Genomic DNA, 26,275 nt, shown 5'->3' on the forward strand with positions numbered 1-26,275 from the left:
TTTCTACATTAACATGCATAAAGAGTATGAATTTTTCACTTATTTTTTTCTTCAGTCTCTACATAAACTTTTCAAGTACTACAAATCATTACAACAATTTCTGGTCTTTGAGTCACCGTAAAATCACATCAAAAAAGGATGCTTCCAACACCCGAAGTTATTGAAAACATCCTATATTTTAGTTACCGACCAAATCCATATTATTCAAAAACTTCAAGTAGCCAGTAAATATTCAGTTTTAAACAATTCCACTAACGACACATATTATCTAATTGATGTCAAGCGTTTGAGAGCTTGAAAGCGTCCTAATACGAGGTTTGTAGTAATCATTGTTGCACATATGTTTCACTACGTTAATACGTCTCAGTACGCTTCAATTAACAATTACTATGCAAAACTAGATTAATGTCTACAACCACCATGTTACTGTTCATTGATTTATCCTATTTACCACACTTCTTACAGACATTTGTGCCCACTGCCTCTTTAGCACTCGTCCACAACAACTTTACTCGGGTTCTTTTACACATTGGACATGTGCCACGCCACCCAGATATCTTTTTAATATTCTTTCCTCGCTTTGTCTTAGCCATTTATATTACTCACTTTCTTAAATATATTTCATATAGCGTTTCTCATGAGAATAGATGGAAAAGCCTTCTTTCTGATACAGTTCGAGTGCTTCTTTATTCACACATTTACAGACAAGCCATGTTCTTTTATAACCCTTTTTATGTAAGGCAGCTATTACATATTGAATCATTGTTGATGCAAGATGCTTCCTTCTATACTCTGGCAATACCATAACTCCGGTTATTTCTGGGGTTGCATTATCTTCCATTTCGGTCACAACAGAACCTACCAGTCGCTCTTTACCATCTGATTCTCTCACAAATGCTCCATAGGCAAGATATAAGCCTTTCGCAATATCCAGATAATTATTAGCAGAAGAAATGCTATCACGGAAACAGATTTGGTCATTTTCTACTAGCTGTCTGATTATATCCATACTATCTAAAGAGAACTCACGTAAAGTAATATTTTCAATTGTATCAATCGTTGAAACAGAATCCTTTGTTTCTGTATTGAGATGATAGATGCTACCATACTCTGGCCAGTCTTTTTTTTCAATATGACAGTTATATCTCTCCTCAAAATCAAAGTTACCAATACATATCTGACAAGCACGGTTGCTTAACTGCTTTCGTAATTCTAATGCACATTGATAAGCACTTTCAAATAATAAATCCAGCGCTTCTTCATCCTTCTCATACTCTGGCAATACCCTGTAATGCATAAAAATTCTATGTTCCGCATATCCTGGTGCATCATCTTCCTGCTTCTCATAAATCATTGCGTGGCTTTTGCCAATGATGCGGTTTTCTTCATCTAAACATATGAATACATGCTTTCCCTCATTACTTTTCGGGTCAATATTCCAATAGATTCCGTTCGGATATTTTTTTGATACTACTTGATATAAATCTCCTAACGTTGCATACCATTCATCCTTATTGATAAATTCTTCAATTCGATATTTTCCACTCAAGGTGTAATCCTCCTTAACTCTGCATAAGCGTCCTTGTCTTCCTGCTTTATATACTTTGTCTTTCTTTTCTTGTATCGGAATCATGATTTCACCACGGACATTACCTTTCTTAGCATTTCCATAATACATTTCAAAAGCTGTTCCATCTTTAATTTCATAACCTGCATCTGGAAGCCATTCTGAATAAATCCTATCCCACAGGTCTGACAATGCTTCCCCTTCTGAATGAAATATTGCCCACTGACCTGCCGGAATATGATATCTGCGATAGTTATCAGGTAAGTAAATACCATCTTTCATATACTGACAAATCATATAGGTAAACTGATTTTCACCTGACTTCATAAAAGCCCTGTGTAACATCGTATCTTGATCATATCCATATATTGTATTCATACTGGCATACCATCTATTTTCTACACATTTCTGCAAAAACTTCTCCATCTCTAAATGCATAGTTTTCTCATTTTTCTCAACCTGAGTATATAATCCAAACATATTAAATGCTTTTTTTGTTTCAATACGGCATCTCAGTCCATTTAAGCCATTCACTGTTATATTAAAATTTATAGGCGGATACAGCTCCATACTAATAGAACTACTCTTAAACTGACTTGGAGTTATTCCATGCTGCTTTGCAAACGCACGGGTGAAACTATCTGCACTAACATATCCGTACTTCATAGCGACATCAATTACTTTCTCCCCGTTCTGCAAATCAAAAGTAGCCACAGATAATCTGCGTCTTCGTATGTACTCAGATAATGAGATTCCTGAGATGTAATTAAAAATTCTCTGAAAATGATATGGCGAATATGATGTGATTCTTGCTACATCCTCCAACTGAATATCATTATCCAGACGTTCTTCAATATATTCAATTGCTTGGTTAAGTTCTGTAATCAAATCCATCCTCATGTCCCCTATTCTATCAAAAGTATATTTTATTTACCCGACTTTTCGATTAATTATTTGGCGGGTTTAAGGTTATCATGCAAATCATGTATATATCGTTATCATTTGTATGCTTTTAGTTTTAACTCCATAATTATACAATAGCGAGGACTGTATTTCTATATTTCGATTTGACATAATATATCAAAAATAGCCTCGGATTTATCAATCCAAGGCTACGAATTTTATTTTCTAAACTTTCTTTCTGAATCTCATGACTTTTCACATCATTTTAAAAATAACAAAAACCCCCAAAACACAAAGGTTTTGAGGGTAATATAATTGATAATAAATTATCTCTTTGAGAACTGAGGAGCACGACGAGCTGCTTTTAAGCCGTACTTCTTTCTTTCTTTCATTCTTGGATCTCTTGTTAAGAAACCTGCTTTTTTAAGAGATGGACGGTATTCGATGTCTGCATGTAATAATGCTCTTGAAATACCATGTCTGATTGCACCAGCTTGACCAGTGAATCCACCACCGTGTACGTTAACAAGTACATCGAATTTATCTAAAGTTTCAGTTAATTCAAGTGGTTGACGTACAACTAATTTTAATGTTTCTAAACCGAAATAATGATCGATATCTCTTTTATTTATAGTAATCTTACCTGTTCCAGGTACTAAATATACTCTTGCGATACTGCTTTTTCTTCTACCAGTTCCGTAAAATTTTACATTAGCCATTGTTATTTCCTCCTTTCACCTTTGGTGATTAATATCTTGATTTAATTTCTAATACTTCTGGTTTTTGAGCTGCTTGATCATGCTCTGGTCCAGCATATACGTGTAATTTCTTGATCATGCTTCTTCCTAAAGGTCCTTTTGGAAGCATACCTTTAACTGCAAGTTCAATAACGTCTTCTGGTTTTTTAGCTAACTTTTCTTTTAAAGTAGTTTCTCTCATACCACCTACATAATCAGAGTGATTGTAGTAGATTTTTTGATCCATTTTTTTACCAGTAACTTTAATCTTTTCAGCATTAACAACAATTACATAATCACCTGTATCAATGTGTGGTGTGTAAGTTGGTTTATTTTTTCCTCTTAATACCTTTGCAATTTCAGATGAAAGACGACCTAATGTTTGTCCTTCTGCATCAACAACATACCATTTTCTTTCGATTGTTGATGGAGTAGCCATAAAACTTTTCATGGAATTTACCTCCTTGGATAATTGTATTTAAATGTTTATATTAAAATACTTTTACCGGGGCTTTGGTTCGAGTATTTTTCTTTGTGTCCACTTACTAATATCTATGTCACAGTTTTATATTATATAATATCTAGCATAACCTGTCAATATTTTTATGCAATTTTTTATTTAAAATTCAGCATAAAAATGCATATTACATAAGAAAAAGATGATATAATCTAATGTTATCTTTATACCATCTTTTCCATACATTCAATTATATTATTACTATATAGAGCGAATCTTATAATTAATATTTTTATCCATTCTTAAACTAAGGTTTTCTATCTTCTTCAATAATTATTGACAAAGTTGCTTCCTATTAATTACATTTTAAATTTCTTTATATCTTCCATTAAACGATCCGATATCTTCTTTAATTCCTCTGCTGAACCTGATATCTCTGTTACCGTAGCATTCAATTCTTCGGTTGCGGCTGATGTCTCCTCAGCACTTGCTGCATTTTCTTCTGCAATTGCTGATAATCCTTGAACAATATCGATAATAGTACTTCTCGATTCATCTAACACATTTGATTTTTCAGCAATTTGATTTACACCTTCTATTGATACTGTAATACCTTCCGATACATTTTCAAACATTTCCTTTGTTCGAATTACATGATTACTCTGCTCTAACACAATATCTTTCACTTCATTCATTGTTTGCACTGTCTGATTCGAATCCTGTAATAGATTATTTACGACTGAATTGATTTGTTTTACTGAATCATTGGACTGTTCTGCTAACTTCTGAATCTGTGCTGCTACCACAGCAAATCCTCTACCTTGTTCACCAGCTCTTGCAGCTTCTATACTTGCATTTAAAGATAATAGATTAGTTTCTCTTGCAATCGATGCGATGATTTCAGCTGCTTGTCTTATCTCTTGAGCAGATTCATTTGTTGTATTCGTTTGATTCTCAATTGTGGTCATAGCAGTTATAGTTTTTTCATTTGATTCTTGAAGTTCTAATAATGTCTTAAGTGCTTCATTCCCAGTATTCTTCATATACTCAGAATTAGTATTTAATTTATCCACTTCTGCTACAGTATCTGCTATCATGTTACCCATGACAATAATCTTGTCTTTTGCTTCTTGTGTCTCGGATGCCTGAGTCATCGCTCCATTGGAGATCTCTTCAATTGCACGTTCCACATCTTCTGTAGTAGCTGATGTCTGTTCTATTGTCTCATCTAATATGTAAGCTGAATCTGTTAATATCTTGGATGTCTCAGTGATATCTCCAATCATTTTTCTTAATGAATCTCGAAGCTTTAATGTAGCTCTCGCACAATCTCCAGCTTCTCCAGCTCCTTTTAGATCCAACTCATTAATCTCTACCTCTAGATTACCTTCTGCTACAGCTTCTAGCGTAGCTACGGAACGTTTTATTGATCTACTAATGATATGAGCTAATATGTAGGAAATAACAAAGAATACAACTATAACTCCCAATGTAATAAATATCATCTGCATGCGAATATGATTCATTAGATTATTAACTTTACTCTGACTAATTCCTGTAAAGAACATTCCTATAACATCGCCAGAACTTGGTTGCTTCACTGGTATATAGTAACCAAAGTATTTGGTTCCATTTATTTTAATATCGGTTACAAAATAATCTTTTCCTTGGTCTAGTACATGATTCACGACTTCATTACTTGCTTTGGTACCAATTAAACGATTACCACTGCTATCTTTAATTGTTGTTAAAATACGTTCCTCTTGATAGAAGAAGGTAGCATCTACTTTTGCATTATCTTTTAAATTATCAACGACGCTATAGTCATTACTTAGGGTAAGTGCTTCTCCCTTTGATACTGTTCCATCTTGATTCTTAACATAGTCTGCAGTATTGGCATACTCGTAAGTATGTAGTCCTGCTACCGCGGAGGCTCGTAGTTCTGCTTTTATCTCATCATACATACCCTTTTTTAGAGATACATTACTTGTTATGATTGTTATGCCTCCAAGGATTATGATAGGTAATAGAACTAACGTTAAAATTTGAGTCTTTAAACTTTTCTTCATAATGTAGCCTCCTTGCCGTCTATGTTTAAGAAAGTAATTTTCTATTTATGAGTACTTTGATTAAACATTTTGTGACTATTTAATTGTAAATAATTATATATTTTATTTATATTCTTATTATAACATAATTATCAGATAATTCTACCCACTTTTTTTGCTATTTTTGTATATTTTGTCATTTATTCAACGATATGATAGTATCTTTATGCACTCTCTACTTTCATTCTACTCGTATTCAATTTTTATTAAGGTCAGCCCCTTTGCAGGAACTTTCGGTCCGGCGAGTGTTCGATTCTTTGATTCTATGATTTCACCTATATGTTCAGGAGGATATACCTTTAGTCCAACCTTAATCAGAGTACCAACAATAATTCGAACCATATTGTATAAAAATCCATTTCCAGTTATACGAATATTGATAAAATCTCCCTCTTTCACTACTGAGAGACTATATACGGTTCGTACTGTATCTAATACCTGTGTTCTGGTAGAACAAAAGCTTTTAAAATCATGCTCACCAACGATATAAGTTGCTGCTTTTTGCATTCTCTCTACATCTAGGGGCAGGTATACAAAGTGTGAATTCATTCGATAACAAGGAATATCAATATTACGATTTAATATCTTATATTCATATGTTTTCGTACTATTACAGTATCTTGGATGAAAATCTAAAGGTACCTCCATAGATTTTTGCACACGGATATCTTCTGGAAGTCGTTGATTTAATGCATAACAGAACTTGTCCGATGGTATTCTTGTATTTGTATCAAATACTGCAACATTAGCTAAAGCATGCACACCAGAATCCGTTCTACTTGCACCTATGACTTGTATATCTTCTTTTAATAACTCAGACAGTTTTTTATTTACCACTTCTTCTACGGTGATACCATTCGGTTGTATTTGCCAACCTCGATAGTTTGTACCGTCATACGCAATCTCCAATTTTATTCTCTTCATGTTTCCCTCTATTTTTATAAATATTTCTTGAATATGTTGTTGTGATTAAAAGCCTTAGTTAAGTATAAAAGGCTTTTGATCACAACATCTTGAATATATGTTTCTAATGAATCAAATTGGTCCAAATATCATAAGTAATTTTTGCAACTATACATTCCAACAAAAACTACTATTTATATGAAATGTGTCATAAAAACTTATGGTATTTGAACCAATAAAAATGTTTACGTAATAATCCATCTTAATCTAGATGTATTTATTATATTATGCATCCTGTATATCTTATATTTTAAATCATGTATCTTATATTCGATATCATGTACCTTATAACCATGCACCTTAATTTGATACAATGTACCTTATCTTTTATACCTTATATTTTATACCCTATATTTTTCATAAATTTCTTATAGAACCATACGAATTACAAATATAATAGCAATGTAAAAAATGAATATCATATACGCAACATAATCATTTTTATGATACTTTAATGGCTTCATTTTTGTTCTACCTTCGCCACCATTATAGCATCTAGCTTCCATAGCCATCGCAAGATCATTTGCTCTTCGAAATGCTGATACAAATAATGGTACAAGTAATGGTACTAAATTTTTAGCTCTGTCTATCATATTTCCATTCTCAAAATCAGCACCTCTTGCCATCTGCGCTTTCATAATCTTATCCGTTTCTTCTAGTAGAATTGGTATGAATCTAAGCGCAATTGACATCATCATGGATATTTCATGGACTGGGACTTTTATCTTCTTTAATGGGCCTAATAAGCGCTCTAGACCATCCGTTAGATGATTTGGTGTTGTTGTAAAAGTCATTAAAGAAGATCCTATAATTAAGAAGATTAGTCGAATTGCCATTTTAACTGCAAAATGTATCCCTTCTTCTGATATCTTCAATATACCAAATTGCCATATAGGTTCGCCTGGAGTCAAAAATAAATTAAATACTACTGTAACCAGCAATAGCATAATAACTGCTTTTAACCCTCGAAATATGAATGAAACTGGTACTTTTGATTGTGCGATTACAAATATCAAGAATACACCAGCAACTAAATATCCATAATAATTATTGAATAAAAATAGTGAGAGGATATAGAAAATAGTGCATACTAATTTAACTCTTGGATCCAAGCTATGTAATTTGGATTCCACAGGATAATATTGTCCAATTGTTATGTCTCTTATCATCTTCTCTCACCTTTAATCCATCTCATGATGTCTTCCTTAGCTTCATGAACTGTAATCGCTTTTGTATCAACAGAAGCACCATGTTTCTTTAACTCATTCATTACATAGGTTACTTGTGGTGCAGCAAGACCGATCTCTTCTAACTGTTTATAGTTTGCAAATACTTTTCTTTTCTCATCGTCAAAAAATACTTCACCCTTATTCATTACGATAATACGATCCACATATTTTGCAACATCCTCCATACTATGAGAAACTAATATAACAGTTATCTTGGTTTCTCTATGAAGCTTTTCAATCTGATCCAAGATCTCATCCCTACCTCTAGGATCAAGACCTGCTGTAGGTTCATCTAAGATTAGAATATCAGGCTTCATAGCAAGTACTCCTGCGATTGCAACTCTTCTCTTCTGACCTCCAGATAACTCAAATGGAGATACATCCAGCATATCTTCTCCAAGTCCAACTAATTTCATAGCTTCATAAGCCCTCAAATCCACTTCTAAAGGATCTAATTTCAGATTCTTAGGACCAAAGCATATATCTTTAAATACTGTTGTTTCAAAAAGTTGATGTTCTGGGTATTGAAATACCAGTCCAACTTTACTTCTCAAGTCCTTCATTTTATAGTCTTTATCATAAATATCAGCACCATTATAATAAATATTACCACTACTAGCTTTTATTAAGCCATTGAGATGTTGTATTAAGGTAGATTTTCCTGAACCTGTATGTCCTATTAACCCTATAAACTCACCATCGTTTATCACTAGATTAATATCCCTTAAAGCTTGTTTTTCATATGCTGTACCATTATTGTAACTATAATTTATTTTATCTAAAATGATTGACATAGTACCTCCAATCCGAGTATTCCTCTAATATAAGTATGCATTACCTTTCTAATTTTAATAATGCTTCTACCAATTCATCCACTGTTAATATTGCATTAGGAATATCAAGTCCTTCTTGTTTCAATTCATATGCTAGTTCCGTAACTTGAGGAACATCAAGGCTATATCGTTTTAATTTTTCTACCTTGGAAAAGATCTCTCTTGGAGTTCCTTCTAATACAATCTTACCTGAATCCATAACAATTACTTTATCTGCATGAATTACTTCTTCCATATAGTGTGTTATTAGTATTACTGTTACTTTCTCCTTCTGATTCAGTTCTCTAACAGTCTCTATGACATCACGCCTACCATTGGGATCTAACATTGCAGTGGGTTCATCCAATATGATGCATTCTGGTTTCATAGCCATAATTCCCGCTATAGCCACTCTCTGCTTCTGTCCTCCTGATAGTTTATTCGGTGAGTGATGTCTGTATTCTAACATACCAACTGATTCTAAGCTCTTTTCAACTCGTTCCCATATTTCTTTGGTAGGAACCCCTATATTCTCTGGTCCGAATCCTACATCTTCTTCTACTACGGTTCCTATAATCTGATTATCTGGATTCTGGAATACCATACCGGCTGACTCACGAATCTTCCATACATTATCTGCATTACTTGTATTATACCCATTTACCCATAAAGCACCTTCGGTAGGCATTAACAAAGCATTAATATGTTTTGCGAGTGTTGACTTACCTGATCCATTATGGCCTAGGATAGCAACAAAGTCTCCCTTTTTAATGTCAAAACTCACATCATCGATTGCTCTACTTATAGATTCTACATTTCCTTCTTCATCACGTCTTATATATTCAAAAACTAAATCCTTTGTTTCAATTATATTCATTCTTTCCCGTGCCTTTCACTATAGCAACTGTTTTATTATCCTTAACTATTTAATTGTCCTTGATTCTATTAGAATATTGTAAGTGAAATTCGCTTTAATTGCAATGGTTACAACGCAAAAAAACCGATGCTTACACATCGGTTTTTTATCTGGTTCTATAATAAATGTTGGGGTGTGTTAAAAACACACTTCCAACATTTTTGTTTTTATATTAAAATACATCTATATAAAGCCTCTTCACATGCCAACCGACCAAAGCTAACATTTTAAAGGAGGTATTTTATATAGATGCAATCTAATTGTAACAAAAATCTTTTAAATTTAGAAGGTGTAAAATTAAAAAGTGTGCAACACACTTTAGATGGAATTATCATCAAGATTGAAACCAATCCCAAACCTCAAATTTGTCCTTGTTGTGGAGCTGGAACATCTAAAATACACGATTATCGTTGGCAGAAAATTAAAGACTTACCTTTTCAGTTGTCCAATGCCTATTTATTGTTAAGAAAACGAAGATATGTATGTTCTTGTGGTAAACGTTTTTACGAGAAATATAGTTTTATAGCTAAATATCAGCAACGTACAACACGACTATCCTTCAAAATTGTTGAATTGCTTCGTTCAACCAACAGTATTAAATATGTTGCTTCCCAAACTAATGTCTCAATGAATACAGTAATACGTATTCTTGATACACTCTCGTATGATAAACCACATATTCCTCAATGCATTTCAATTGATGAATTTAAAGGGAATGCTGGTGATTCCAAATATCAATGTATTCTGGTGGATGCAAAGAAAAAATGTATTCTTGATATTTTACCGGATCGTACTCAGTCCCATCTTATTGAGTATTTTAAATCTTGCAGTCGTAATGAAAGGTATCGTGTTAAATTTTTTATTTCTGATATGTGGCAACCTTATATAGATCTTGCCAAAACATTCTTTCCTAATGCCACAATCATCGTAGATAAATATCACTACATTCGTCAGGTTTCCTGGGCAATTGAAAGTGTTCGTAAACGTTTACAAGCATCCATGACACCAACTCTTAGAAAGTACTATAAGCGAAGTAGAAAACTTATACTGACTCGATATTCTAAATTAAAAGATGACAACAAAAAAGCCTGTGATTTAATGCTACAATACAGTGATGATTTACGACTAGCTCACAGGTTAAAAGAATGGTTCTATGAAATATGTCAGAGTAATAGCTATACATATCAAAGAACTGAATTTTGGGAGTGGGTAAAAAGTGCTGAAAGCTCTGGATTACACGAATTTGAAGCATGTGCAAAAACATATAGACGCTGGTCTGAGTATATACTTAATGCCTTTAAGTATGGATATACAAATGGACCTACGGAAGGATTCAATAATAAAATCAAAGTACTAAAAAGAAGTTCTTATGGTGTACGTAATTTCGAAAGATTTCGTACACGTATCATTCACAGTTCTATGTAAAAAAATGGTCGGTTTTCAAGAGGCTTATTTGTCATGCAAAAAAACATCTATTATAGAACCTAGTCATAAAAATAGCTCTATTGTCAGTGTTAGTGCGGGTGCAACGCACCTCACACCCCAACACTTGACAAAGAGCCTTTTATCTTTGTACTTCTATGGATAAATTAATCTATTCCTAGATTAATTATACTAATTCAATAAGAACTTCCATAGCTGCATCACCTTTACGTTGGCCAATCTTTACGATTCTTGTATAACCACCGTTACGGTTTACATACTTAGGAGCGATTTCTTCGAATAATCTATCTGTAATATCTACAGTTTTAGTATTTCTCTTTTTACCAGCTGCTTCAGTTGGAACTTCAGTGATAGTATAAAGATTCTTTAACATTTGTCTTCTAGCATGTAATCTTGAAGAATTGTCTTTTTTGATAGTCTTTTGAACGTCATCATAAACAGTAACCTTTTTACCATCTACTACTTCCTTCACTCTCTTACCATTTTCATCTTTACGTGCAACTTTAGCAGTAACTGTTACAGTTTCAAAATTATCTTTTTCTCTTACAGCTAAGGCAATCATACCTTCAGCAATTTTACGGATTTCTTTTGCTTTTGCCTCAGTAGTAACGATTTTACCATGATATAATAAATTAGTTACTTGATTTCTAAGTAAAGCCTTTCTCTGACTTGAAGTTCTTCCAAGTTTTCTATAGCCTGCCATTTGTTTACCTCCTTCGACGCATAATTATTAAATAATCATTGCTTTCGATCAATATGATTATTACTTATTTTCTATTCATCACTTAGGTTTAATGCTAAACCAAGTTCTTTTAATTTTGCTAATACTTCTTCTAAAGATTTACGTCCAAGATTTCTAACCTTCATCATATCCTCAGAAGTTCTGTTAGTTAATTCTTCAACAGTGTTAATACCAGCTCTCTTTAAACAATTATAAGAACGAACAGATAATTCAAGTTCGTCAATATTCATTTCAAGAACTTTTTCTTTTTCATTATCTTCTTTTTCTACCATGACTTCTGCAGTCTTAGCATTTTCAGATAAATCAATAAAGGAATTAAGGTGTTCACTAAGAACTTTCGCTGCTAAACTAACAGCTTCGTCAGGAACTAAAGTTCCATTTGTATATACATCTAATGTAAGCTTATCATAATCAGTGATTTGACCAACACGAGTATTCTCTACAGTTAAGTTTACACGTTCAACTGGAGTATAGATGGAGTCAATTGGAATAACACCAATTGGCAAATCATCGTTCTTGTTTTTGTCAGCACTGATATAACCTCTTCCTTTAGTAATTGTTAATTCCATGTACAATTTGCTATCTGTACCACCACTAAGAGTTGCTATAACCAAATCAGGGTTAAGAATTTCAATATCAGGATCGGCTTGGATATCACCTGCTGTTACAACACCTTCACCTTCGCACTCAATATATGCAGTCTTAGGCTCATTTGTTTCGCTAGAGTTTTTAATTGCAAGACTTTTAATGTTCATAATAATCTCAGTAACATCTTCCTTAACACCTGGAATAGCACTGAATTCATGAACAACGCCGTCAATCTTCACTTGGCTAACTGCAGCACCTGGTAGTGATGAAAGCATAATTCTTCTTAAAGAATTACCTAAAGTCGTACCATATCCTCTTTCAAGGGGTTCTACAACAAAACGTCCATATTTTTTATCTTCAGAAATCTCAGCAATCTCTATTTTTGGTTTTTCAAAATCAAACACTATAGGACCCTCCTTTTGGGTTATTCAATAATTGAGGGTATCAATAAAAATAACGTTGGAAAATTACTACTAATCTTCTATCGTCCGTTATTATTTAGAATACAACTCAACGATAAGCATTTCATTAACTGGAACATCAATTTGATCTCTTGAAGGTACTTCTTTTACAGTTCCTGAAAGGTTATCTTGATCTGATTCAAGCCATGCTGGAACTAGTCTTGATCCTGTAACCTCTAAAATATCTTTATATCTTTGTGAAGTTTTGAATTTTTCTTTGATTTCAATAACATCACCAGCTTTTACTTGGTAAGATGGAATGTTTACACATTTGCCATTTACTAATACATGCTTATGGTCTACGATTTGTCTTGCTTCTTTTCTTGTTCTTCCGTAACCTAAACGGTAGATTACGTTATCAAGTCTAAGTTCAAGAATAATCATAAGGTTTTCACCAGCTGTACCATTCTTCATTTTTTGTGCTCTTTCATAGTTGTTTCTGAAAGGTTTTTCTAATACACCATATATGAATTTAGCTTTTTGCTTTTCTCTTAATTGTAATCCGTATTCACTGATTTTTCTACCAGCTCTTGCAGATTGTCTGTTAGATTTCTTGCTAATTCCCATAAATACTGGGTCTAAACCAAGTGATCTACATCTTTTTAAAACAGGACTCATGTCTCTTGCCATGTTATTATTGCACCTCCTATTGAATTAAATTAGACTCTTCTACGTTTTGGTGGTCTACATCCGTTGTGTGGTACTGGAGTAACGTCTTTAATGCTAGTTACTTCAATTCCGCAAGCTTGAAGTGCACGAATTGCAGCTTCTCTTCCTGAACCAGGACCTTTAACCATTACTTCAACTGATTTTAAACCGTGTGGTATTGCTGCTTTAGCTGCTGTTTCAGCTGCCATTTGTGCTGCATATGGAGTTGATTTTCTTGATCCTCTAAATCCTAATCCACCAGCACTTGCCCATGAAAGGGCATTACCTTCTGCATCTGTTAAGGTAACAATTGTATTATTAAAAGATGACTGAATATGTGCTTGTCCACGATCAACGTTCTTCTTAACACGTTTCTTAGTCACTTTTTTTGCTATTTTCTTAGCCATTAACAAACCCTCCTATTGGATTATTATTTCTTCTTATTCGCTACGGTTCTCTTAGGACCTTTTCTTGTTCTAGCGTTTGTTTTTGTCTTTTGACCACGAACTGGAAGACCTTTTCTATGACGAATTCCTCTATAACATCCGATTTCTTGTAATCTCTTGATGTTTAATGCGATTTCTCTACGTAAATCACCTTCAACAGTTTGTGTTTCATCAATAACGTCACGAATTCTAGCTACTTCTTCATCTGTTAAATCTCTTACACGAGTGTCAGGATTAACTTCTGCTTTAGCTAAGATTCTGTTTGAACTTACTCTACCAATACCATAAACATAAGTAAGACCAATTTCAACACGTTTTTCTCTTGGTAAATCTACACCATTAATACGAGCCATGTGTGTCTTGCACCTCCATTAATTATTATTATAGAACTTTTGTCTCAGTTGAATAAACATATTTAGTATCGCACACCATGAGGTGTACGTGAAATGAATACTTCATATCTTTATTCATAATTTCAATCATTTATAATTTATTTTAAAAAATACGTAATGAACAACTCTTCCGAGTGTTCCATTACTTCAGCCGCTTTAAATTGTGACAACCAAGATCCTAACTTGATTGTAAAATACAAAAATATGATATTTTCATCTTTTTAGTAACAAAGTTTATTACATTTAATGGCCATAAAAGGCTTAAATAAAGGAAATAAACAGAATTACCCACAATATCACAATTGCCAATTATAGCAGATTGTAACACAGAAAGCAAGAACTATTATATTTTATACTTCAAAATTAATATTAGCCTTGTCTTTGTTTGTGTCTAGGATTTTCACAGATCACGCGAACGGATCCTTTTCTTTTAATAATCTTGCATTTTTCGCAGATTGGTTTAACTGATGATCTTACTTTCACAGTAATTCTCTCCTTTCAACAAAGTTCGCTTTCTATTATATCATTACTATATATAAATAGCAAGCAAATCTTTCTGATAAGTTCATTTATTATTTTGCTTATTTATCACGCCAAATAATTCTACCTTTTGTCAAATCATAAGGGGATAATTCTAATGTTACTTTATCTCCTGGTAAGATACGAATGAAGTTCATACGTAATTTACCACTGATATGTGCTAATACTTTGTGTCCATTTTCTAATTCAACTTGGAACATTGCGTTTGGTAACTTTTCAATAACAGTTCCTTCAATTTCAACAACATCTGCTTTTGACATTCAATAACCTCCTAAAAAACCTCACAACTAAATCATAATGTTACTCTTTACCATATATTTTTAAACTAAAGCATATTGGAATTTAATAAATAAAGCTTTATAGCTCTTTTAATATCTTCATCTATTACTTTATTTGTTCCTTTTAATTTGGAAACCAAATTTTCATCGCTATAATTAATATATTGAATATGTTTCTTATTCTTTTTCTTAGGGGATTGTAACGTCTTATACTTGCCATCCACTAAGTAAACATATTCTTCTTCTATATTAATTATAACAAATAATTCATCTTTATCATGCCCAGCTTTAGACTTAACTAGCATACCTGGTTCATATCCTTGCATTAATCCACCTCTACTACATTACATTTTTAAACAGACAATATTTCTGGTTCATCATCCGTAATTAGTAGTGTATTTTCATAATGTGCGGATAAGGAATTATCATCAGTTACAACAGTCCAGTCATCATCTAACCAATAGACATCATAATGCCCGGCATTTACCATTGGTTCAATAGCTAAAGTCATTCCAGCTTGTAACTTTATGCCTCTACGCTTTTGCTTGAAATTTGGTATCTGAGGTTCTTCATGTAAGTTTGTTCCTATGCCATGACCAACCAAATCTCTTACTACAGAATATCCGTACGATTCAACATATTCTTGAATAGCCTTTGAAATATCATGTAGATGATTTCCTGCTTTCGCATACTTTATTCCTTCAAAGAAACTTTGTTTTGTTACATCAATCAATTTCCTAGCTTCATTACTAATTTCTCCAACTGCCCATGTTCTAGCAGCATCGGAATGATAACCTTTATATATAACACCTGCATCTAAGCTTACGATATCACCATCTTCGATAAATCTCTTCTTCGAAGGTATACCATGCACTACTTCTTCATTTACTGATACACATATTGATGCAGGATATCCATTATAGTTCAAAAAGGAAGGAATACATTCATAACTTCTGATTAATTCTTCTCCTTTTTTATCAATATCATAAGTTGTGATACCAGGTTTAATTATGTTTTTGAGCTCTTCATGTACATTTGCTAATATTTTACCAGCATCTCTCATTAACTCAATTTCTCTGTTTGACTTTATTGTAACAGACATAATTTACTCTCCTAATACCTTAACAATAGCTTGGAATACTTGATCGAAATCTCTAGTTCCATCAACTTCAACTAAGATACCTTTTTTATTATAGTATTCAATAAGTGGCTGTGTTTGTTCATGATAAACAGATAATCTTTTCTTTACTGTTTCTTCTTTGTCGTCATCTCTTAAGACAACTTCTGAACCACATACATCACAGATACCTTCTACTTTTGTTGGAATATTTACAATGTGATAAGTTGCACCGCATTTTAAACACGCTCTTCTACCAGACATACGACTAACAATGTTAGCATCTGGAACTTCAACATTAATAGCATAATCCATTTTCTCATTAATTGCTTCTAATGCTTTATCAAGAGCTTCTGCTTGAGGAATTGTTCTTGGAAATCCATCAAGTACATAACCTTTTGTACAGTCATTTTGTTTTACGCGATCAACTACTAAGTCAACTACTAATTCATCAGGTACTAATAGACCCTGATCCATGAAAGTTTTTGCTTTCTTTCCAAGTTCTGTTCCTTCTTTAATATTTGCTCTGAAAATATCTCCAGTTGATATGTGTGGAATATGATACTTCTCAGCGATTTTTTTTGCTTGTGTTCCTTTTCCTGCACCTGGAGCACCTAACATGATTATCTTCATATGATTCCTCCAATACGAAAACAATATGGGTGAATACCCAATGATTGTCTTTATTATTACCTATTTTTATGTTTTCTAATCATTAATATGTTACATTAACACATTTAAGAATAAATCTTAACCATTCCTTTAACTTTTTACATATGATATGTATTAATAAGTATGATATTAAACGAAATGTTTTAGCTTGAAATGTAATTTTAAGAAATTCATCGTTTGAACAGTCACAGAATTCTTTTGTACATTACCTATAACTATTTCAAATATTAATATTATATAGTAGAAATGGATTAAAATTCTTCCTTTATGGAAGTAAAAGCTGTAGCATTCGTCTACTACAGCTTTTACTTCAGTAAATATGATTATTTACTTATGAATTAATCATTAAGAAAGCCTTTATAGTGACGTACTAACATCTGAGACTCAATTTGTTTAATTGTTTCAAGAACAACACCTACGATAATGATAAGTGATGTTCCACTAAAGGAAACATCAGCACCAAATGCACCTGAGAAAAAGATTGGTAATACTGAAACTATTAAAAGACCGATTGCACCAATAAAGATAATATTATTGAGTACTTTAGTTAAGTAATCAGTGGTAGGTCTACCTGGACGAATACCAGGAATAAATCCACCTTGTTTTTTCATATTATTAGATACTTCCATTGGATTAAATGTAATTGAAGTATAGAAATATGCAAAAAATACAACAAGGAACATATAAATAAGTAAACCGATAGAATATTTCAATTCTCCTAAACTGCTGAAATTACACCAGTTATTTTGGTTTAACAAATATAATACTTTATGTCCGATTGTAGTTCTTGAACCCGTATATGAAAAGAATGAAGCGATTACGATTGGAAATTGCATTAATGAACCAGCAAAGATTACTGGGATAACACCTGCTGTATTAATTTTTAAAGGAATATTAGAAGTTTGTCCTCCAACCATCTTTCTTCCTTGTACTTTCTTTGCATATTGAACTGGTATTTTTCTTACACCGTTTTGTAATACTACGATAAATACAACCATACCAATTATAACTGCAAGAATAATTACTGCAGCAACAAATCCATTCGCAAAATTACTTGCTCCACCAACAAACTTATTATATAGGGTCATAAGATCTTGTGGTATACGTGAAATAATATTGATTAAAAGGATGATTGAAATACCGTTTCCGACACCTTTTTCAGTTATTCTTTCACCTAACCACATTAAGAATGCAGAACCAGCAGTTAATGCAACTACAATAACAATACAGTTAAGGAAAGCATTACCAGTTGATAATTGTCCACCTCTGTAGAAACCAATAGCCATAGCAACACTCTCGATGATTGCTAATGCAACTGTTACATAACGTGTATATTCTGCTATTTTCTTTCTTCCTTCTTCACCATCTTTTTGCATTTCTTCTAACTTAGGAATTGCAATAGTTAAAAGTTGCATAATGATGGAAGAAGTAATATATGGAGTAATATTCAATGCAAAAATTGACATGGTGGTAAAAGAACCACCAGTCAATGAATTAAAAAAGTCTAGAGAAGTAATATTCTGAAACCAGTTTGCAAATAGTTCTCTATTTACACCTGGAAGCGGAAGTTGTGACCCGAGTCTAACTACGATTAGTGCTAAAAATGTATATATTATTTTATTTCTAATATCTTTAATTTTTAAAGCATTTCGTAACGTTTTAAACATCCTTAAATCACCTCAGCATTTCCACCAAGAGCTTTGATCTTTTCGATTGCGCTTTCACTAAAAGCGTTAACCTTAACATCTAATTTCTTAGTAAGTTCTCCATTTCCAAGAATCTTTACACCATCTTTTGGATTTTTAATAATGCCGATTTCCATTAATGATTCAACAGTAACAACAGCTCCGTCTTCGAATCTGTTAAGAACATCAACATTAATACCGATGATTTCTTTCGTATTTCTGTTAGTGAAACCTCTCTTAGGTAATCTTCTGTATAAAGGCATTTGACCACCTTCGAATCCTGGTCTTGTACCTCCAGAACGAGCCTTTTGTCCTTTATGACCTTTACCTGCTGTCTTTCCGTTACCTGAACCATGTCCACGGCCTCTTCTGAAATTATCACTTTGCTTTGCACCATCAGCTGGTCTTAATTCTGATAAATTCATCCTCTGCACCTCCTTACTAAGTTTATTAAATTTCTTCTACTTTAACTAAATGTCTTACTTGTTGTAGCATTCCTCTGATTGCAGCATTATCAGCTTGTTCAACTGATCTATTAGGTTTTCTTAAACCTAAAGCTTCAACTGTTTTTCTATGTTTTGGAATTGCACCAATTGTAGATTTTACTAAAGTTATTTTTAATTTTCCTGCCATTTTTAGTTCCTCCTTAACCTAATAGCTCTTCTACAGAGATACCGCGAAGTTTAGCTACTTGTTCTGGAGTTTTTAATTGACTTAATCCTTCAATTGTAGCAAGCACTACGTTTTGTTTATTATTAGAACCTAATGATTTTGTACGGATATTTTTGAATCCTGCAAGTTCTAGAACAGAACGAGCTGGGCCTCCTGCGATAACTCCAGTACCTTCTGGTGATCTTTTTAATAATACAGTAGCACTTCCGAATTTACCTAGGAAATCATGTGGTACACTGCCATTTTCATCAATAGGTAATGAGATTAATTTTTTGATTGCATCTTCTTTTCCTTTACGAATAGCTTCTGGAATTTCAGTTGCTTTTCCTAATCCTGCACCTACGTGTCCGTTCTTGTCACCAACAACTACTAAAGCTGTAAATCTGAAGTTACGTCCACCTTTAACAACTTTAGTTACACGTTTGATTGATACTACTTTATCTTCTAATTCTAATTGACTAGCATCAACGATTGTACGTTTCATGTGTTCTCCTCCTTGCTTAGAAATTAAGACCAGCTTCTCTTGCTGCGTCTGCTAATGCTTTAATCTTACCTTGATATATGAATCCGCCTCTATCAAAGACAACAGCTGTAATACCTTTTTCTAATGCTTTCTTTGCAATTACAGTACCTAATTGTGCTGCAGCATCAACATTATTAGTTTTTTCTAATTCAGCTTTTACTTCTTTTTGAAGAGTTGAAGCTGAAACTAAAGTATTACCAACTGTATCATCAATAATTTGAGCGTACATATGATTATTACTTCTAAACACAGCTAAACGTGGTCTTTGTGCAGTACCAGTAAAACGATTACGTAATTTTCTATGTTTATTTACACGAACTTTTGTTCTTGACACTTTACTAACCATTGTATTATCACTCCTTTAATTATTTCTTACCAGTCTTACCAACTTTACGTCTAATAACTTCATCAGCATATTTGATACCTTTACCTTTGTAAGGTTCTGGAGCTCTTTTTTCTCTGATTTCAGCAGCGTATTGGCCTACTTGTTCTTTATTGATACCTTTAACGATGATCTTGTTTTGTCCTTCTACAACAACTTCAAGACCTTCTGGATCTTCCATTTCAACTGGATGTGAATATCCTAATGCTAATTGTAATTTCTTACCGTTCTTAGCTGCTCTGTAACCAACACCATTGATTTCAAGAACTTTTTCATAACCAGCTGTTACACCAGTTACCATGTTAGCGATAAGTGTTCTAGTTAAACCGTGTAATGATTTCATTTTCTTTAAATCATTTGGTCTAGATACTACAACATCAGTACCTTCTATTTTAATATCCATTTCTGCAGGTAACACTCTTTCAAGTGTTCCCTTAGGACCTTTTACAGTCACTTTGTTATTTTCTGCTATATCAACAGTAACACCTGCTGGAATAGCGATAGGCATTCTTCCTATACGTGACATGCCCGCACCTCCTTATTGGGATCAAAAAATATAGTAATCATATAGTATATTCTACTTGAAAAATATTTTTTTCTTATTAATAGTCTCTACAATAAATTAATTTCTTAATTTACTAATTTATTACCAAACAAATGCTAATACTTCGCCACCAACATTAAGTTTTCTAGCTTCTTTATCAGTAATAACACCTTTGTTTGTAGAAATAATAGCTGTTCCAAGACCACCTAATACTCTTGGAAGTTCATCTCTATTTGCGTAAACACGAAGTCCTGGTTTAGAAATTCTCTTAAGACCTGTGATGATTTTAACGTTTTTATCTTTACCATATTTCAATGTAACATGGATGTTTTTGAAATTACCAACCTCTACTACTTCATAACCTTTTACATATCCTTCTTTAAGAAGAATATCTGCAATAGCTAACTTCATTTTAGAAGCAGGTATATCAACTGTATCATGTTTTGCAGTGTTTGCATTACGAATTCTTGTAAGCATATCTGCGATTGGATCGCTCATAGTCATTTAAATTTGCCTCCTTCCTTAATCTTACCAGCTTGCTTTTTTAACACCTGGAATTTGTCCTTTATATGCTAGTTCACGGAAGCAGATTCTGCAGATTCCGTATTTTCTTAAATATGCATGTGGACGACCACAGATTCTACAACGATTATATTCTCTAGTAGAGAATTTTTGTGTACGTTGCTGTTTTACTTTCATTGACGTCTTAGCCATGAAATTCCCTCCTAACTATTTTTTGAATGGCATACCGAATAATGTTAATAGTTCACGAGCTTCTTCATCAGTCTTAGCTGTAGTTACAAATATGATATCCATACCTCTAACTTTATCAACCTTATCATACTCGATTTCAGGGAAAATTAGTTGTTCTTTAATACCAAGAGCATAATTTCCTCTACCATCAAATGCGTTAGGATTAACACCTCTAAAGTCACGTACACGAGGTAATGCTAAGTTAATAAGACGATCTGCAAATTCATACATTTTTTCGCCTCTTAATGTAACTTTACATCCGATAGGCATTCCTTCTCTTAACTTAAAGTTAGCGATTGATTTTTTAGCTCTTGTTAATACAACTTTTTGTCCAGCGATAATTTCAAGATCTTTTACTGCTGTATCTAATACTTTGGCATTGTCTTTAGCTTCACCAATACCCATGTTAATTACTATTTTATCAAGCTTTGGTATTTCCATAACATTCTTATAACCGAATTTTTTTTGCATACCGCCAGCTATTTCATTTAAATAAGTTTCTTTTAATCTACTCAACTTTTGAGACCTCCTTCCTTACGAATTAGTCGATAACTTCGCCTGTTGATTTAGCAACACGAACTTTTTTATCACCATCAATTTTGAAACCAACTCTTGTAATTTTACCTTTTGATACATATGCTACATTTGAAATATCAATAGGTGCTTCTTGGTGTACAATTCCACCCTTTGGATTAGATGCGCTTGCTTTACTATGTTTAGTAATAGTATTAACACCTTCAACTAATACCTTGTTATCTTTTACAGATAATACTTTGCCTTCTTTGCCTTTATCTTTACCAGCGATTACTTTAACAGTATCACCTTTTTTGATTTTACTTGTTGACACAGCCGACACCTCCTTATAATACTTCTGGTGCTAATGAAACGATTTTCATGAATTGTTTTTCTCTTAATTCTCTTGCTACTGGTCCAAAGATACGAGTACCTTTTGGGTTTTTGTCATCTTTAATAATTACAGCAGCATTTTCGTCAAACTTAATATATGAACCGTCTTTACGACGAGCTCCTTTTACAGAACGAACAACAACAGCTTTAACAACATCACCTTTTTTTACAACACCGCCTGGTGTTGCATCTTTAACCGTAGCTACGATGATATCGCCAATATTAGCATATCTTCTAGTTGATCCGCCTAATACTCTAATACAAAGTAATTCTTTTGCACCAGTATTATCGGCAACTCTAAGTCTTGTTTCTTGTTGTACCATGCTTGATATCTCCTTTCAGATTCCGGGAACATCAGATTAATTATATTAACTTCATATAATTTGCAATCTGCCAGAATTATTTAGCTCTTTCAATAATTTCTACAAGTCTCCATCTCTTATCTTTAGATAATGGTCTTGTTTCCATAACTTTTACAGTATCACCGATATGGCAATCATTATTTTCGTCATGAGCTTTTAATTTGTAAGTTCTCTTAACGATTTTGTTGTATAGTGGATGCTTTACGTTATCTACAACAGCTACTACAACTGTTTTATCCATTTTATCACTAACTACTTTACCAGTACGTGTTTTTCTAAGCTTTCTTTCCACAGCAATTCTCCTTTCTATGAACTACATACTCAGTCCGTTACTACTTACTAGCTTTAGCTTGCTCAGTAATAACTGTTTGAATTCTTGCTATATTTTTTCTTACTTCTTTAATTCTGCTTGTGTTATCTAATTGATTTGTAGCGTTTTGGAATCTTAAATTAAAAAGTTCCTTTTTAGCAGCTACTAAATCTTCTGATAATTCTGCAACTGATTTATTCTTTAAATCTTCAACATATTTATTAGTTTTCACTGCCCGCACCTCCTTCTAAGTCTGCGCGAGAAACTACCTTACATTTTACTGGAAGTTTGTGTGTAGCTAGACGTAATGCTTCTCTTGCAACTTCTTCTGCAACTCCTGAGATTTCGAACATTACACGTCCTGGTTTAACAACAGCTACCCAAAATTCTAGTGTTCCTTTACCGGAACCCATACGAGTTTCAGCTGGTTTAGTAGTTACTGGTTTATCTGGGAATATTTTGATCCAAACTTTACCACCACGTTTGATATAACGAGTCATAGCAATACGTGCTGCTTCTATTTGGTTTGATTTAATCCAAGCTGGTTCTAAAGCTACGATACCAAATTCACCGTTTGTAATCTTATTACCTCTTGTTGCTTTACCGGCCATAGATCCACGGAATTGTTTACGACGCTTTACTCTTTTTGGCATTAACATTATTTATCGCTCCCTTCCTTTTTTGGTGCTTTTGTTGGAAGAATTTCACCTTGGTAAATCCATACTTTTACGCCAAGTTTACCATAAGTTGTATCTGCTTCTGCAAATCCATATTCAATATCTGCACGTAATGTTTGTAGTGGAATAGTACCTTCACTATAAAATTCTGTACGAGCCATATCTGCTCCACCAAGACGTCCTGAAACAGCAGTCTTAATACCTTTTGCTCCTGATCTCATTGTTCTTGACATTGTAGATTTCATTGCTCTTCTAAATGAAATACGATTTTCAAGTTGAGCAGCAATGCTTTCAGCTACTAATTGAGCATTATTATCTGGTTTTTTAATTTCTTTAATATCAACCATGATCTTCTTAGTAGTAAATTTAGCTAACTCTACTTTTAATTTTTCAATTTCAGCTCCGCCTTTACCGATAACTACACCTGGTTTAGCTGTGAAAATGATTAATTTAACACGATCTGATGCTCTTTCAATTTCGATCTTAGAAACACCTGCGCTGTATAATTTCTTTTTAACATAAGTTCTTATTTTGTGGTCTTCGACTAAGTTGTCTGCGAAATCGGCTTCAGCATACCATCTTGAGTCCCAGTCTTTAATAACGCCGACTCTTAAACCATGAGGATTAACTTTTTGTCCCATTATTGCCCTCCTTATCTTTCATTAACCACGATTGTGATGTGGCTCATTCTTTTTTCAATTCTATAAGCTCTACCTTGAGCTCTTGGTCTAATTCTCTTCATTGTTGGTCCTTTGTTTGCGTAGCATTCTTCTACGAAAAGGTTTTCAACATTCATACCGTTATTGTTTTCAGCATTTGCGATAGCTGATTTTAATAATTTTTCTATTAAAGTTGAAGCATATCTTGGATTGTAAGCTACAATACCAAGTGCTGTTTGTACATCCTTACCTCTAATGGCATCTAAAACGAAACAAGCTTTTTGAACTGAAACTCTAGCATATGATAACTTTGCTGATGGTCTAGTATCTCTTTGTTTTTCGTTTCTTTCTCTCTTTATCTGGGATCTATGTCCTTTAGCCATGGATGAAACCTCCTTTCAATTGGAAACAATTCATTCTATCTATTTAAGTTCTATCTTCTAGTTTTCTTTTCGTCTTTTCCGTGACCTCTATAAGTTCTAGTTGCTACAAACTCACCAAGTTTGTGTCCAACCATATCTTCTGTAACATATACAGGCACATGTCTTCTTCCATCATGAACAGCAATTGTGTGTCCAACGAATTGTGGGAAGATAGTTGATCGACGTGACCAAGTCTTGATTACTGATTTATCACCAGTAGCGTTTAATGCATCTACTTTCTTAAGTAAATGATCATCAGCGAATGGTCCCTTTTTAAGTGAACGAGCCATAGGTTCTACCTCCTTAAAATTTCATTTTATTCCGTGAAATTCATCTATGCTAACTTTTGTTAGCCTGCTAAATCGTATCAGAACAGCGTATTACTTTACGTTCTTTCCGCTTCTACTTCTTACGATCATCTTGTTAGATTTCTTGTTTTTCTTTCTTGTCTTTAAGCCAAGAGCTGGTTTACCCCAAGGTGTAACAGGGCCTGAACGACCGATACCAGTCTTACCTTCACCACCACCGTGTGGATGGTCATTAGGATTCATTACAGAACCACGAACTGTAGGTCTAATACCCATGTTACGTTTACGTCCTGCTTTACCGATGTTAATAAGTTCATGATCAATGTTACCGATTTGACCAACTGTAGCTCTACAGATGATTGGTACCATTCTCATTTCGCCAGAAGGTAATCTAAGTGTTGCATATTTTCCTTCTTTCGCCATTAATTGAGCTGAGTTACCAGCTGCACGAACTAATTGTCCACCTTTTCCTGGATATAACTCGATATTGTGAACTTGTGTACCTACTGGAATGTTTTGAAGTGGTAAGCAGTTACCTACTTTAACTTCTGCTGTTTCACCATTCATTAATGTAGTTCCAACTTGAAGTCCGTTTGGTGCAAGAATATAAGATTTTTCTCCATCTGCGTAACAGATTAATGCGATATTAGCAGTTCTGTTTGGATCATATTCGATTGATACAACAGTTGCTGGAATACCATCTTTTCTTCTCTTGAAATCGATAATTCTATATTTTCTTCTAGAACCACCACCGTGGTGTCTTACTGTAATTTTTCCTTGATTATTACGACCAGCTGTTTTCTTTAGAGAAACTAATAATGATTTCTCTGGTTTGTTAGTTGTGATTTCTGCGAAATCAGAGCTAGTCATATGTCTTCTGGAAGGTGTATATGGGTTAAACTTTTTAATTCCCATGTTTTGCACTCCTTTCGCTGTGTTAACAACGCATCCTAGCGTTTGTTAGTTTTATTCTTCTCGGTTATAAACAACCATATTGGGCGATAATAGATTGTTGTTATTAAAATCTATTATTTCTATATTTTAATCTACTAT

Annotated in this window: 37 protein-coding genes; 1 reads left to right on the forward strand and 36 read right to left on the reverse strand. The window is 33.4% G+C overall.

Annotated elements, in window-relative coordinates; all coding sequences use genetic code 11:
• Positions 1-610 precede the first annotated feature (610 nt).
• The 8 genes from bsdtb5_RS20175 to bsdtb5_RS20210 all read right to left on the reverse strand — a co-directional run bounded on the left by bsdtb5_RS20175 (position 611) and on the right by bsdtb5_RS20210 (position 9,653).
• Positions 611-2,461 carry a GNAT family N-acetyltransferase gene (locus bsdtb5_RS20175; RefSeq protein ID WP_271713749.1) on the reverse strand — a complete coding sequence of 617 codons (1,851 nt, stop codon included), beginning with the start codon at positions 2,459-2,461 and terminating at the stop codon, positions 611-613.
• A gap of 335 nt (positions 2,462-2,796) precedes the next feature.
• Positions 2,797-3,189 (reverse strand): 30S ribosomal protein S9, encoded by a 393-nt coding sequence (rpsI, locus tag bsdtb5_RS20180; RefSeq protein WP_271713750.1) that lies wholly within the window; start codon positions 3,187-3,189, stop codon positions 2,797-2,799.
• A gap of 28 nt (positions 3,190-3,217) precedes the next feature.
• Positions 3,218-3,658, reverse strand: a complete 441-nt coding sequence (gene rplM, locus bsdtb5_RS20185; RefSeq protein WP_271713751.1) for a 50S ribosomal protein L13 — start codon at positions 3,656-3,658, stop codon at positions 3,218-3,220.
• Positions 3,659-4,023: 365 nt separating this feature from the next.
• Entirely contained in the window at positions 4,024-5,733 is a 1,710-nt protein-coding gene (locus tag bsdtb5_RS20190) for a methyl-accepting chemotaxis protein (protein ID WP_271713752.1), read from the reverse strand.
• Between the two features lie 225 nt (positions 5,734-5,958).
• Positions 5,959-6,696 (reverse strand): tRNA pseudouridine(38-40) synthase TruA, encoded by a 738-nt coding sequence (gene truA, locus bsdtb5_RS20195; RefSeq protein WP_271713753.1) that lies wholly within the window; start codon positions 6,694-6,696, stop codon positions 5,959-5,961.
• Between the two features lie 407 nt (positions 6,697-7,103).
• Entirely contained in the window at positions 7,104-7,904 is an 801-nt protein-coding gene (locus bsdtb5_RS20200) for an energy-coupling factor transporter transmembrane component T family protein (RefSeq protein WP_271713754.1), read from the reverse strand.
• Positions 7,901-8,758: an energy-coupling factor transporter ATPase gene (locus tag bsdtb5_RS20205; protein ID WP_271713755.1), complete on the reverse strand. Its 858-nt coding sequence runs from the start codon at positions 8,756-8,758 to the stop codon at positions 7,901-7,903. Before bsdtb5_RS20205 ends, bsdtb5_RS20200 begins: the two co-directional genes overlap by 4 nt.
• 40 nt (positions 8,759-8,798) lie before the next feature.
• Complete coding sequence (locus bsdtb5_RS20210) at positions 8,799-9,653, reverse strand: energy-coupling factor transporter ATPase (protein ID WP_271713756.1); 855 nt, start codon at positions 9,651-9,653, stop codon at positions 8,799-8,801.
• A 288-nt stretch (positions 9,654-9,941) separates the two neighbouring features.
• Between bsdtb5_RS20210 and bsdtb5_RS20215 the strand changes: the two genes are divergently transcribed.
• Positions 9,942-11,117, forward strand: coding sequence for an ISL3 family transposase (locus bsdtb5_RS20215; RefSeq protein WP_271713757.1), 1,176 nt, complete (start codon positions 9,942-9,944; stop codon positions 11,115-11,117).
• Positions 11,118-11,301: 184 nt separating this feature from the next.
• On the opposite strand, the gene bsdtb5_RS20220 is transcribed toward bsdtb5_RS20215, so the two are convergent.
• The 28 genes from bsdtb5_RS20220 to rplB form a co-directional block, all read right to left on the reverse strand.
• Complete coding sequence (locus bsdtb5_RS20220) at positions 11,302-11,838, reverse strand: bL17 family ribosomal protein (RefSeq protein ID WP_271713758.1); 537 nt, start codon at positions 11,836-11,838, stop codon at positions 11,302-11,304.
• Positions 11,839-11,909: 71 nt separating this feature from the next.
• Complete coding sequence (locus bsdtb5_RS20225; RefSeq protein ID WP_271713759.1) at positions 11,910-12,869, reverse strand: DNA-directed RNA polymerase subunit alpha; 960 nt, start codon at positions 12,867-12,869, stop codon at positions 11,910-11,912.
• 90 nt (positions 12,870-12,959) lie between these two features.
• Positions 12,960-13,556 (reverse strand): 30S ribosomal protein S4, encoded by a 597-nt coding sequence (gene rpsD / locus bsdtb5_RS20230; protein WP_271713760.1) that lies wholly within the window; start codon positions 13,554-13,556, stop codon positions 12,960-12,962.
• A 29-nt stretch (positions 13,557-13,585) separates the two neighbouring features.
• A complete protein-coding gene (gene rpsK / locus bsdtb5_RS20235; RefSeq protein WP_022439404.1) occupies positions 13,586-13,981 on the reverse strand; it encodes a 30S ribosomal protein S11 in 396 nt (131 codons plus the stop codon).
• A gap of 23 nt (positions 13,982-14,004) precedes the next feature.
• A complete protein-coding gene (gene rpsM / locus bsdtb5_RS20240; protein WP_271713761.1) occupies positions 14,005-14,373 on the reverse strand; it encodes a 30S ribosomal protein S13 in 369 nt (122 codons plus the stop codon).
• Between the two features lie 408 nt (positions 14,374-14,781).
• The gene (gene rpmJ / locus bsdtb5_RS20245; protein WP_073278632.1) at positions 14,782-14,895 is read right to left on the reverse strand and encodes a 50S ribosomal protein L36; all 114 of its coding nucleotides are present in this window, start codon (positions 14,893-14,895) and stop codon (positions 14,782-14,784) included.
• 98 nt (positions 14,896-14,993) lie between these two features.
• Entirely contained in the window at positions 14,994-15,212 is a 219-nt protein-coding gene (gene infA / locus bsdtb5_RS20250; RefSeq protein WP_092478236.1) for a translation initiation factor IF-1, read from the reverse strand.
• A gap of 65 nt (positions 15,213-15,277) precedes the next feature.
• Positions 15,278-15,556, reverse strand: a complete 279-nt coding sequence (locus bsdtb5_RS20255; protein ID WP_271713762.1) for a KOW domain-containing RNA-binding protein — start codon at positions 15,554-15,556, stop codon at positions 15,278-15,280.
• Positions 15,557-15,582: 26 nt separating this feature from the next.
• Positions 15,583-16,332: a type I methionyl aminopeptidase gene (map, locus tag bsdtb5_RS20260; protein ID WP_271713763.1), complete on the reverse strand. Its 750-nt coding sequence runs from the start codon at positions 16,330-16,332 to the stop codon at positions 15,583-15,585.
• A 3-nt stretch (positions 16,333-16,335) separates the two neighbouring features.
• Positions 16,336-16,980, reverse strand: a complete 645-nt coding sequence (locus bsdtb5_RS20265; RefSeq protein WP_271713764.1) for an adenylate kinase — start codon at positions 16,978-16,980, stop codon at positions 16,336-16,338.
• A gap of 377 nt (positions 16,981-17,357) precedes the next feature.
• Positions 17,358-18,686, reverse strand: a complete 1,329-nt coding sequence (gene secY, locus bsdtb5_RS20270; protein ID WP_271713765.1) for a preprotein translocase subunit SecY — start codon at positions 18,684-18,686, stop codon at positions 17,358-17,360.
• Positions 18,687-18,688: 2 nt separating this feature from the next.
• On the reverse strand, positions 18,689-19,129 hold the full coding sequence (gene rplO / locus bsdtb5_RS20275) for a 50S ribosomal protein L15 (protein ID WP_271713766.1): 441 nt from the start codon (positions 19,127-19,129) through the stop codon (positions 18,689-18,691).
• Between the two features lie 25 nt (positions 19,130-19,154).
• The gene (gene rpmD / locus bsdtb5_RS20280) at positions 19,155-19,337 is read right to left on the reverse strand and encodes a 50S ribosomal protein L30 (protein WP_271713767.1); all 183 of its coding nucleotides are present in this window, start codon (positions 19,335-19,337) and stop codon (positions 19,155-19,157) included.
• A 13-nt stretch (positions 19,338-19,350) separates the two neighbouring features.
• Positions 19,351-19,860 (reverse strand): 30S ribosomal protein S5, encoded by a 510-nt coding sequence (gene rpsE / locus bsdtb5_RS20285; protein WP_271713768.1) that lies wholly within the window; start codon positions 19,858-19,860, stop codon positions 19,351-19,353.
• A 16-nt stretch (positions 19,861-19,876) separates the two neighbouring features.
• A complete protein-coding gene (gene rplR, locus bsdtb5_RS20290) occupies positions 19,877-20,245 on the reverse strand; it encodes a 50S ribosomal protein L18 (protein ID WP_271713769.1) in 369 nt (122 codons plus the stop codon).
• A gap of 19 nt (positions 20,246-20,264) precedes the next feature.
• Positions 20,265-20,807: a 50S ribosomal protein L6 gene (gene rplF, locus bsdtb5_RS20295; RefSeq protein WP_271713770.1), complete on the reverse strand. Its 543-nt coding sequence runs from the start codon at positions 20,805-20,807 to the stop codon at positions 20,265-20,267.
• A gap of 120 nt (positions 20,808-20,927) precedes the next feature.
• On the reverse strand, positions 20,928-21,329 hold the full coding sequence (gene rpsH, locus bsdtb5_RS20300; RefSeq protein ID WP_271713771.1) for a 30S ribosomal protein S8: 402 nt from the start codon (positions 21,327-21,329) through the stop codon (positions 20,928-20,930).
• 24 nt (positions 21,330-21,353) lie between these two features.
• Positions 21,354-21,539 carry a type Z 30S ribosomal protein S14 gene (locus bsdtb5_RS20305; protein ID WP_066712887.1) on the reverse strand — a complete coding sequence of 62 codons (186 nt, stop codon included), beginning with the start codon at positions 21,537-21,539 and terminating at the stop codon, positions 21,354-21,356.
• Between the two features lie 15 nt (positions 21,540-21,554).
• Entirely contained in the window at positions 21,555-22,094 is a 540-nt protein-coding gene (rplE, locus tag bsdtb5_RS20310; protein WP_271713772.1) for a 50S ribosomal protein L5, read from the reverse strand.
• 25 nt (positions 22,095-22,119) lie between these two features.
• Entirely contained in the window at positions 22,120-22,425 is a 306-nt protein-coding gene (gene rplX / locus bsdtb5_RS20315) for a 50S ribosomal protein L24 (RefSeq protein WP_271713773.1), read from the reverse strand.
• 13 nt (positions 22,426-22,438) lie between these two features.
• Positions 22,439-22,807: a 50S ribosomal protein L14 gene (gene rplN / locus bsdtb5_RS20320; protein WP_271713774.1), complete on the reverse strand. Its 369-nt coding sequence runs from the start codon at positions 22,805-22,807 to the stop codon at positions 22,439-22,441.
• Positions 22,808-22,883: 76 nt separating this feature from the next.
• A complete protein-coding gene (gene rpsQ, locus bsdtb5_RS20325) occupies positions 22,884-23,138 on the reverse strand; it encodes a 30S ribosomal protein S17 (protein WP_330611817.1) in 255 nt (84 codons plus the stop codon).
• Between the two features lie 40 nt (positions 23,139-23,178).
• The gene (gene rpmC / locus bsdtb5_RS20330; RefSeq protein ID WP_271713775.1) at positions 23,179-23,388 is read right to left on the reverse strand and encodes a 50S ribosomal protein L29; all 210 of its coding nucleotides are present in this window, start codon (positions 23,386-23,388) and stop codon (positions 23,179-23,181) included.
• Positions 23,378-23,815, reverse strand: coding sequence for a 50S ribosomal protein L16 (gene rplP / locus bsdtb5_RS20335; RefSeq protein WP_271713776.1), 438 nt, complete (start codon positions 23,813-23,815; stop codon positions 23,378-23,380). Before rplP ends, rpmC begins: the two co-directional genes overlap by 11 nt.
• Positions 23,815-24,474 carry a 30S ribosomal protein S3 gene (gene rpsC, locus bsdtb5_RS20340; protein WP_271713777.1) on the reverse strand — a complete coding sequence of 220 codons (660 nt, stop codon included), beginning with the start codon at positions 24,472-24,474 and terminating at the stop codon, positions 23,815-23,817. Before rpsC ends, rplP begins: the two co-directional genes overlap by 1 nt.
• Before the next feature lie 11 nt (positions 24,475-24,485).
• Positions 24,486-24,875 carry a 50S ribosomal protein L22 gene (gene rplV, locus bsdtb5_RS20345; protein WP_271713778.1) on the reverse strand — a complete coding sequence of 130 codons (390 nt, stop codon included), beginning with the start codon at positions 24,873-24,875 and terminating at the stop codon, positions 24,486-24,488.
• 50 nt (positions 24,876-24,925) lie between these two features.
• Complete coding sequence (gene rpsS, locus bsdtb5_RS20350; RefSeq protein ID WP_271713779.1) at positions 24,926-25,204, reverse strand: 30S ribosomal protein S19; 279 nt, start codon at positions 25,202-25,204, stop codon at positions 24,926-24,928.
• Between the two features lie 90 nt (positions 25,205-25,294).
• Positions 25,295-26,137 carry a 50S ribosomal protein L2 gene (gene rplB, locus bsdtb5_RS20355; RefSeq protein WP_271713780.1) on the reverse strand — a complete coding sequence of 281 codons (843 nt, stop codon included), beginning with the start codon at positions 26,135-26,137 and terminating at the stop codon, positions 25,295-25,297.
• Positions 26,138-26,275: the final 138 nt, after the last annotated feature.

Origin of the sequence: Anaeromicropila herbilytica (assembly GCF_016591975.1) — a bacterium.
Classification (GTDB): Bacteria; Bacillota; Clostridia; order Lachnospirales; family Lachnospiraceae; genus Anaeromicropila; species Anaeromicropila herbilytica.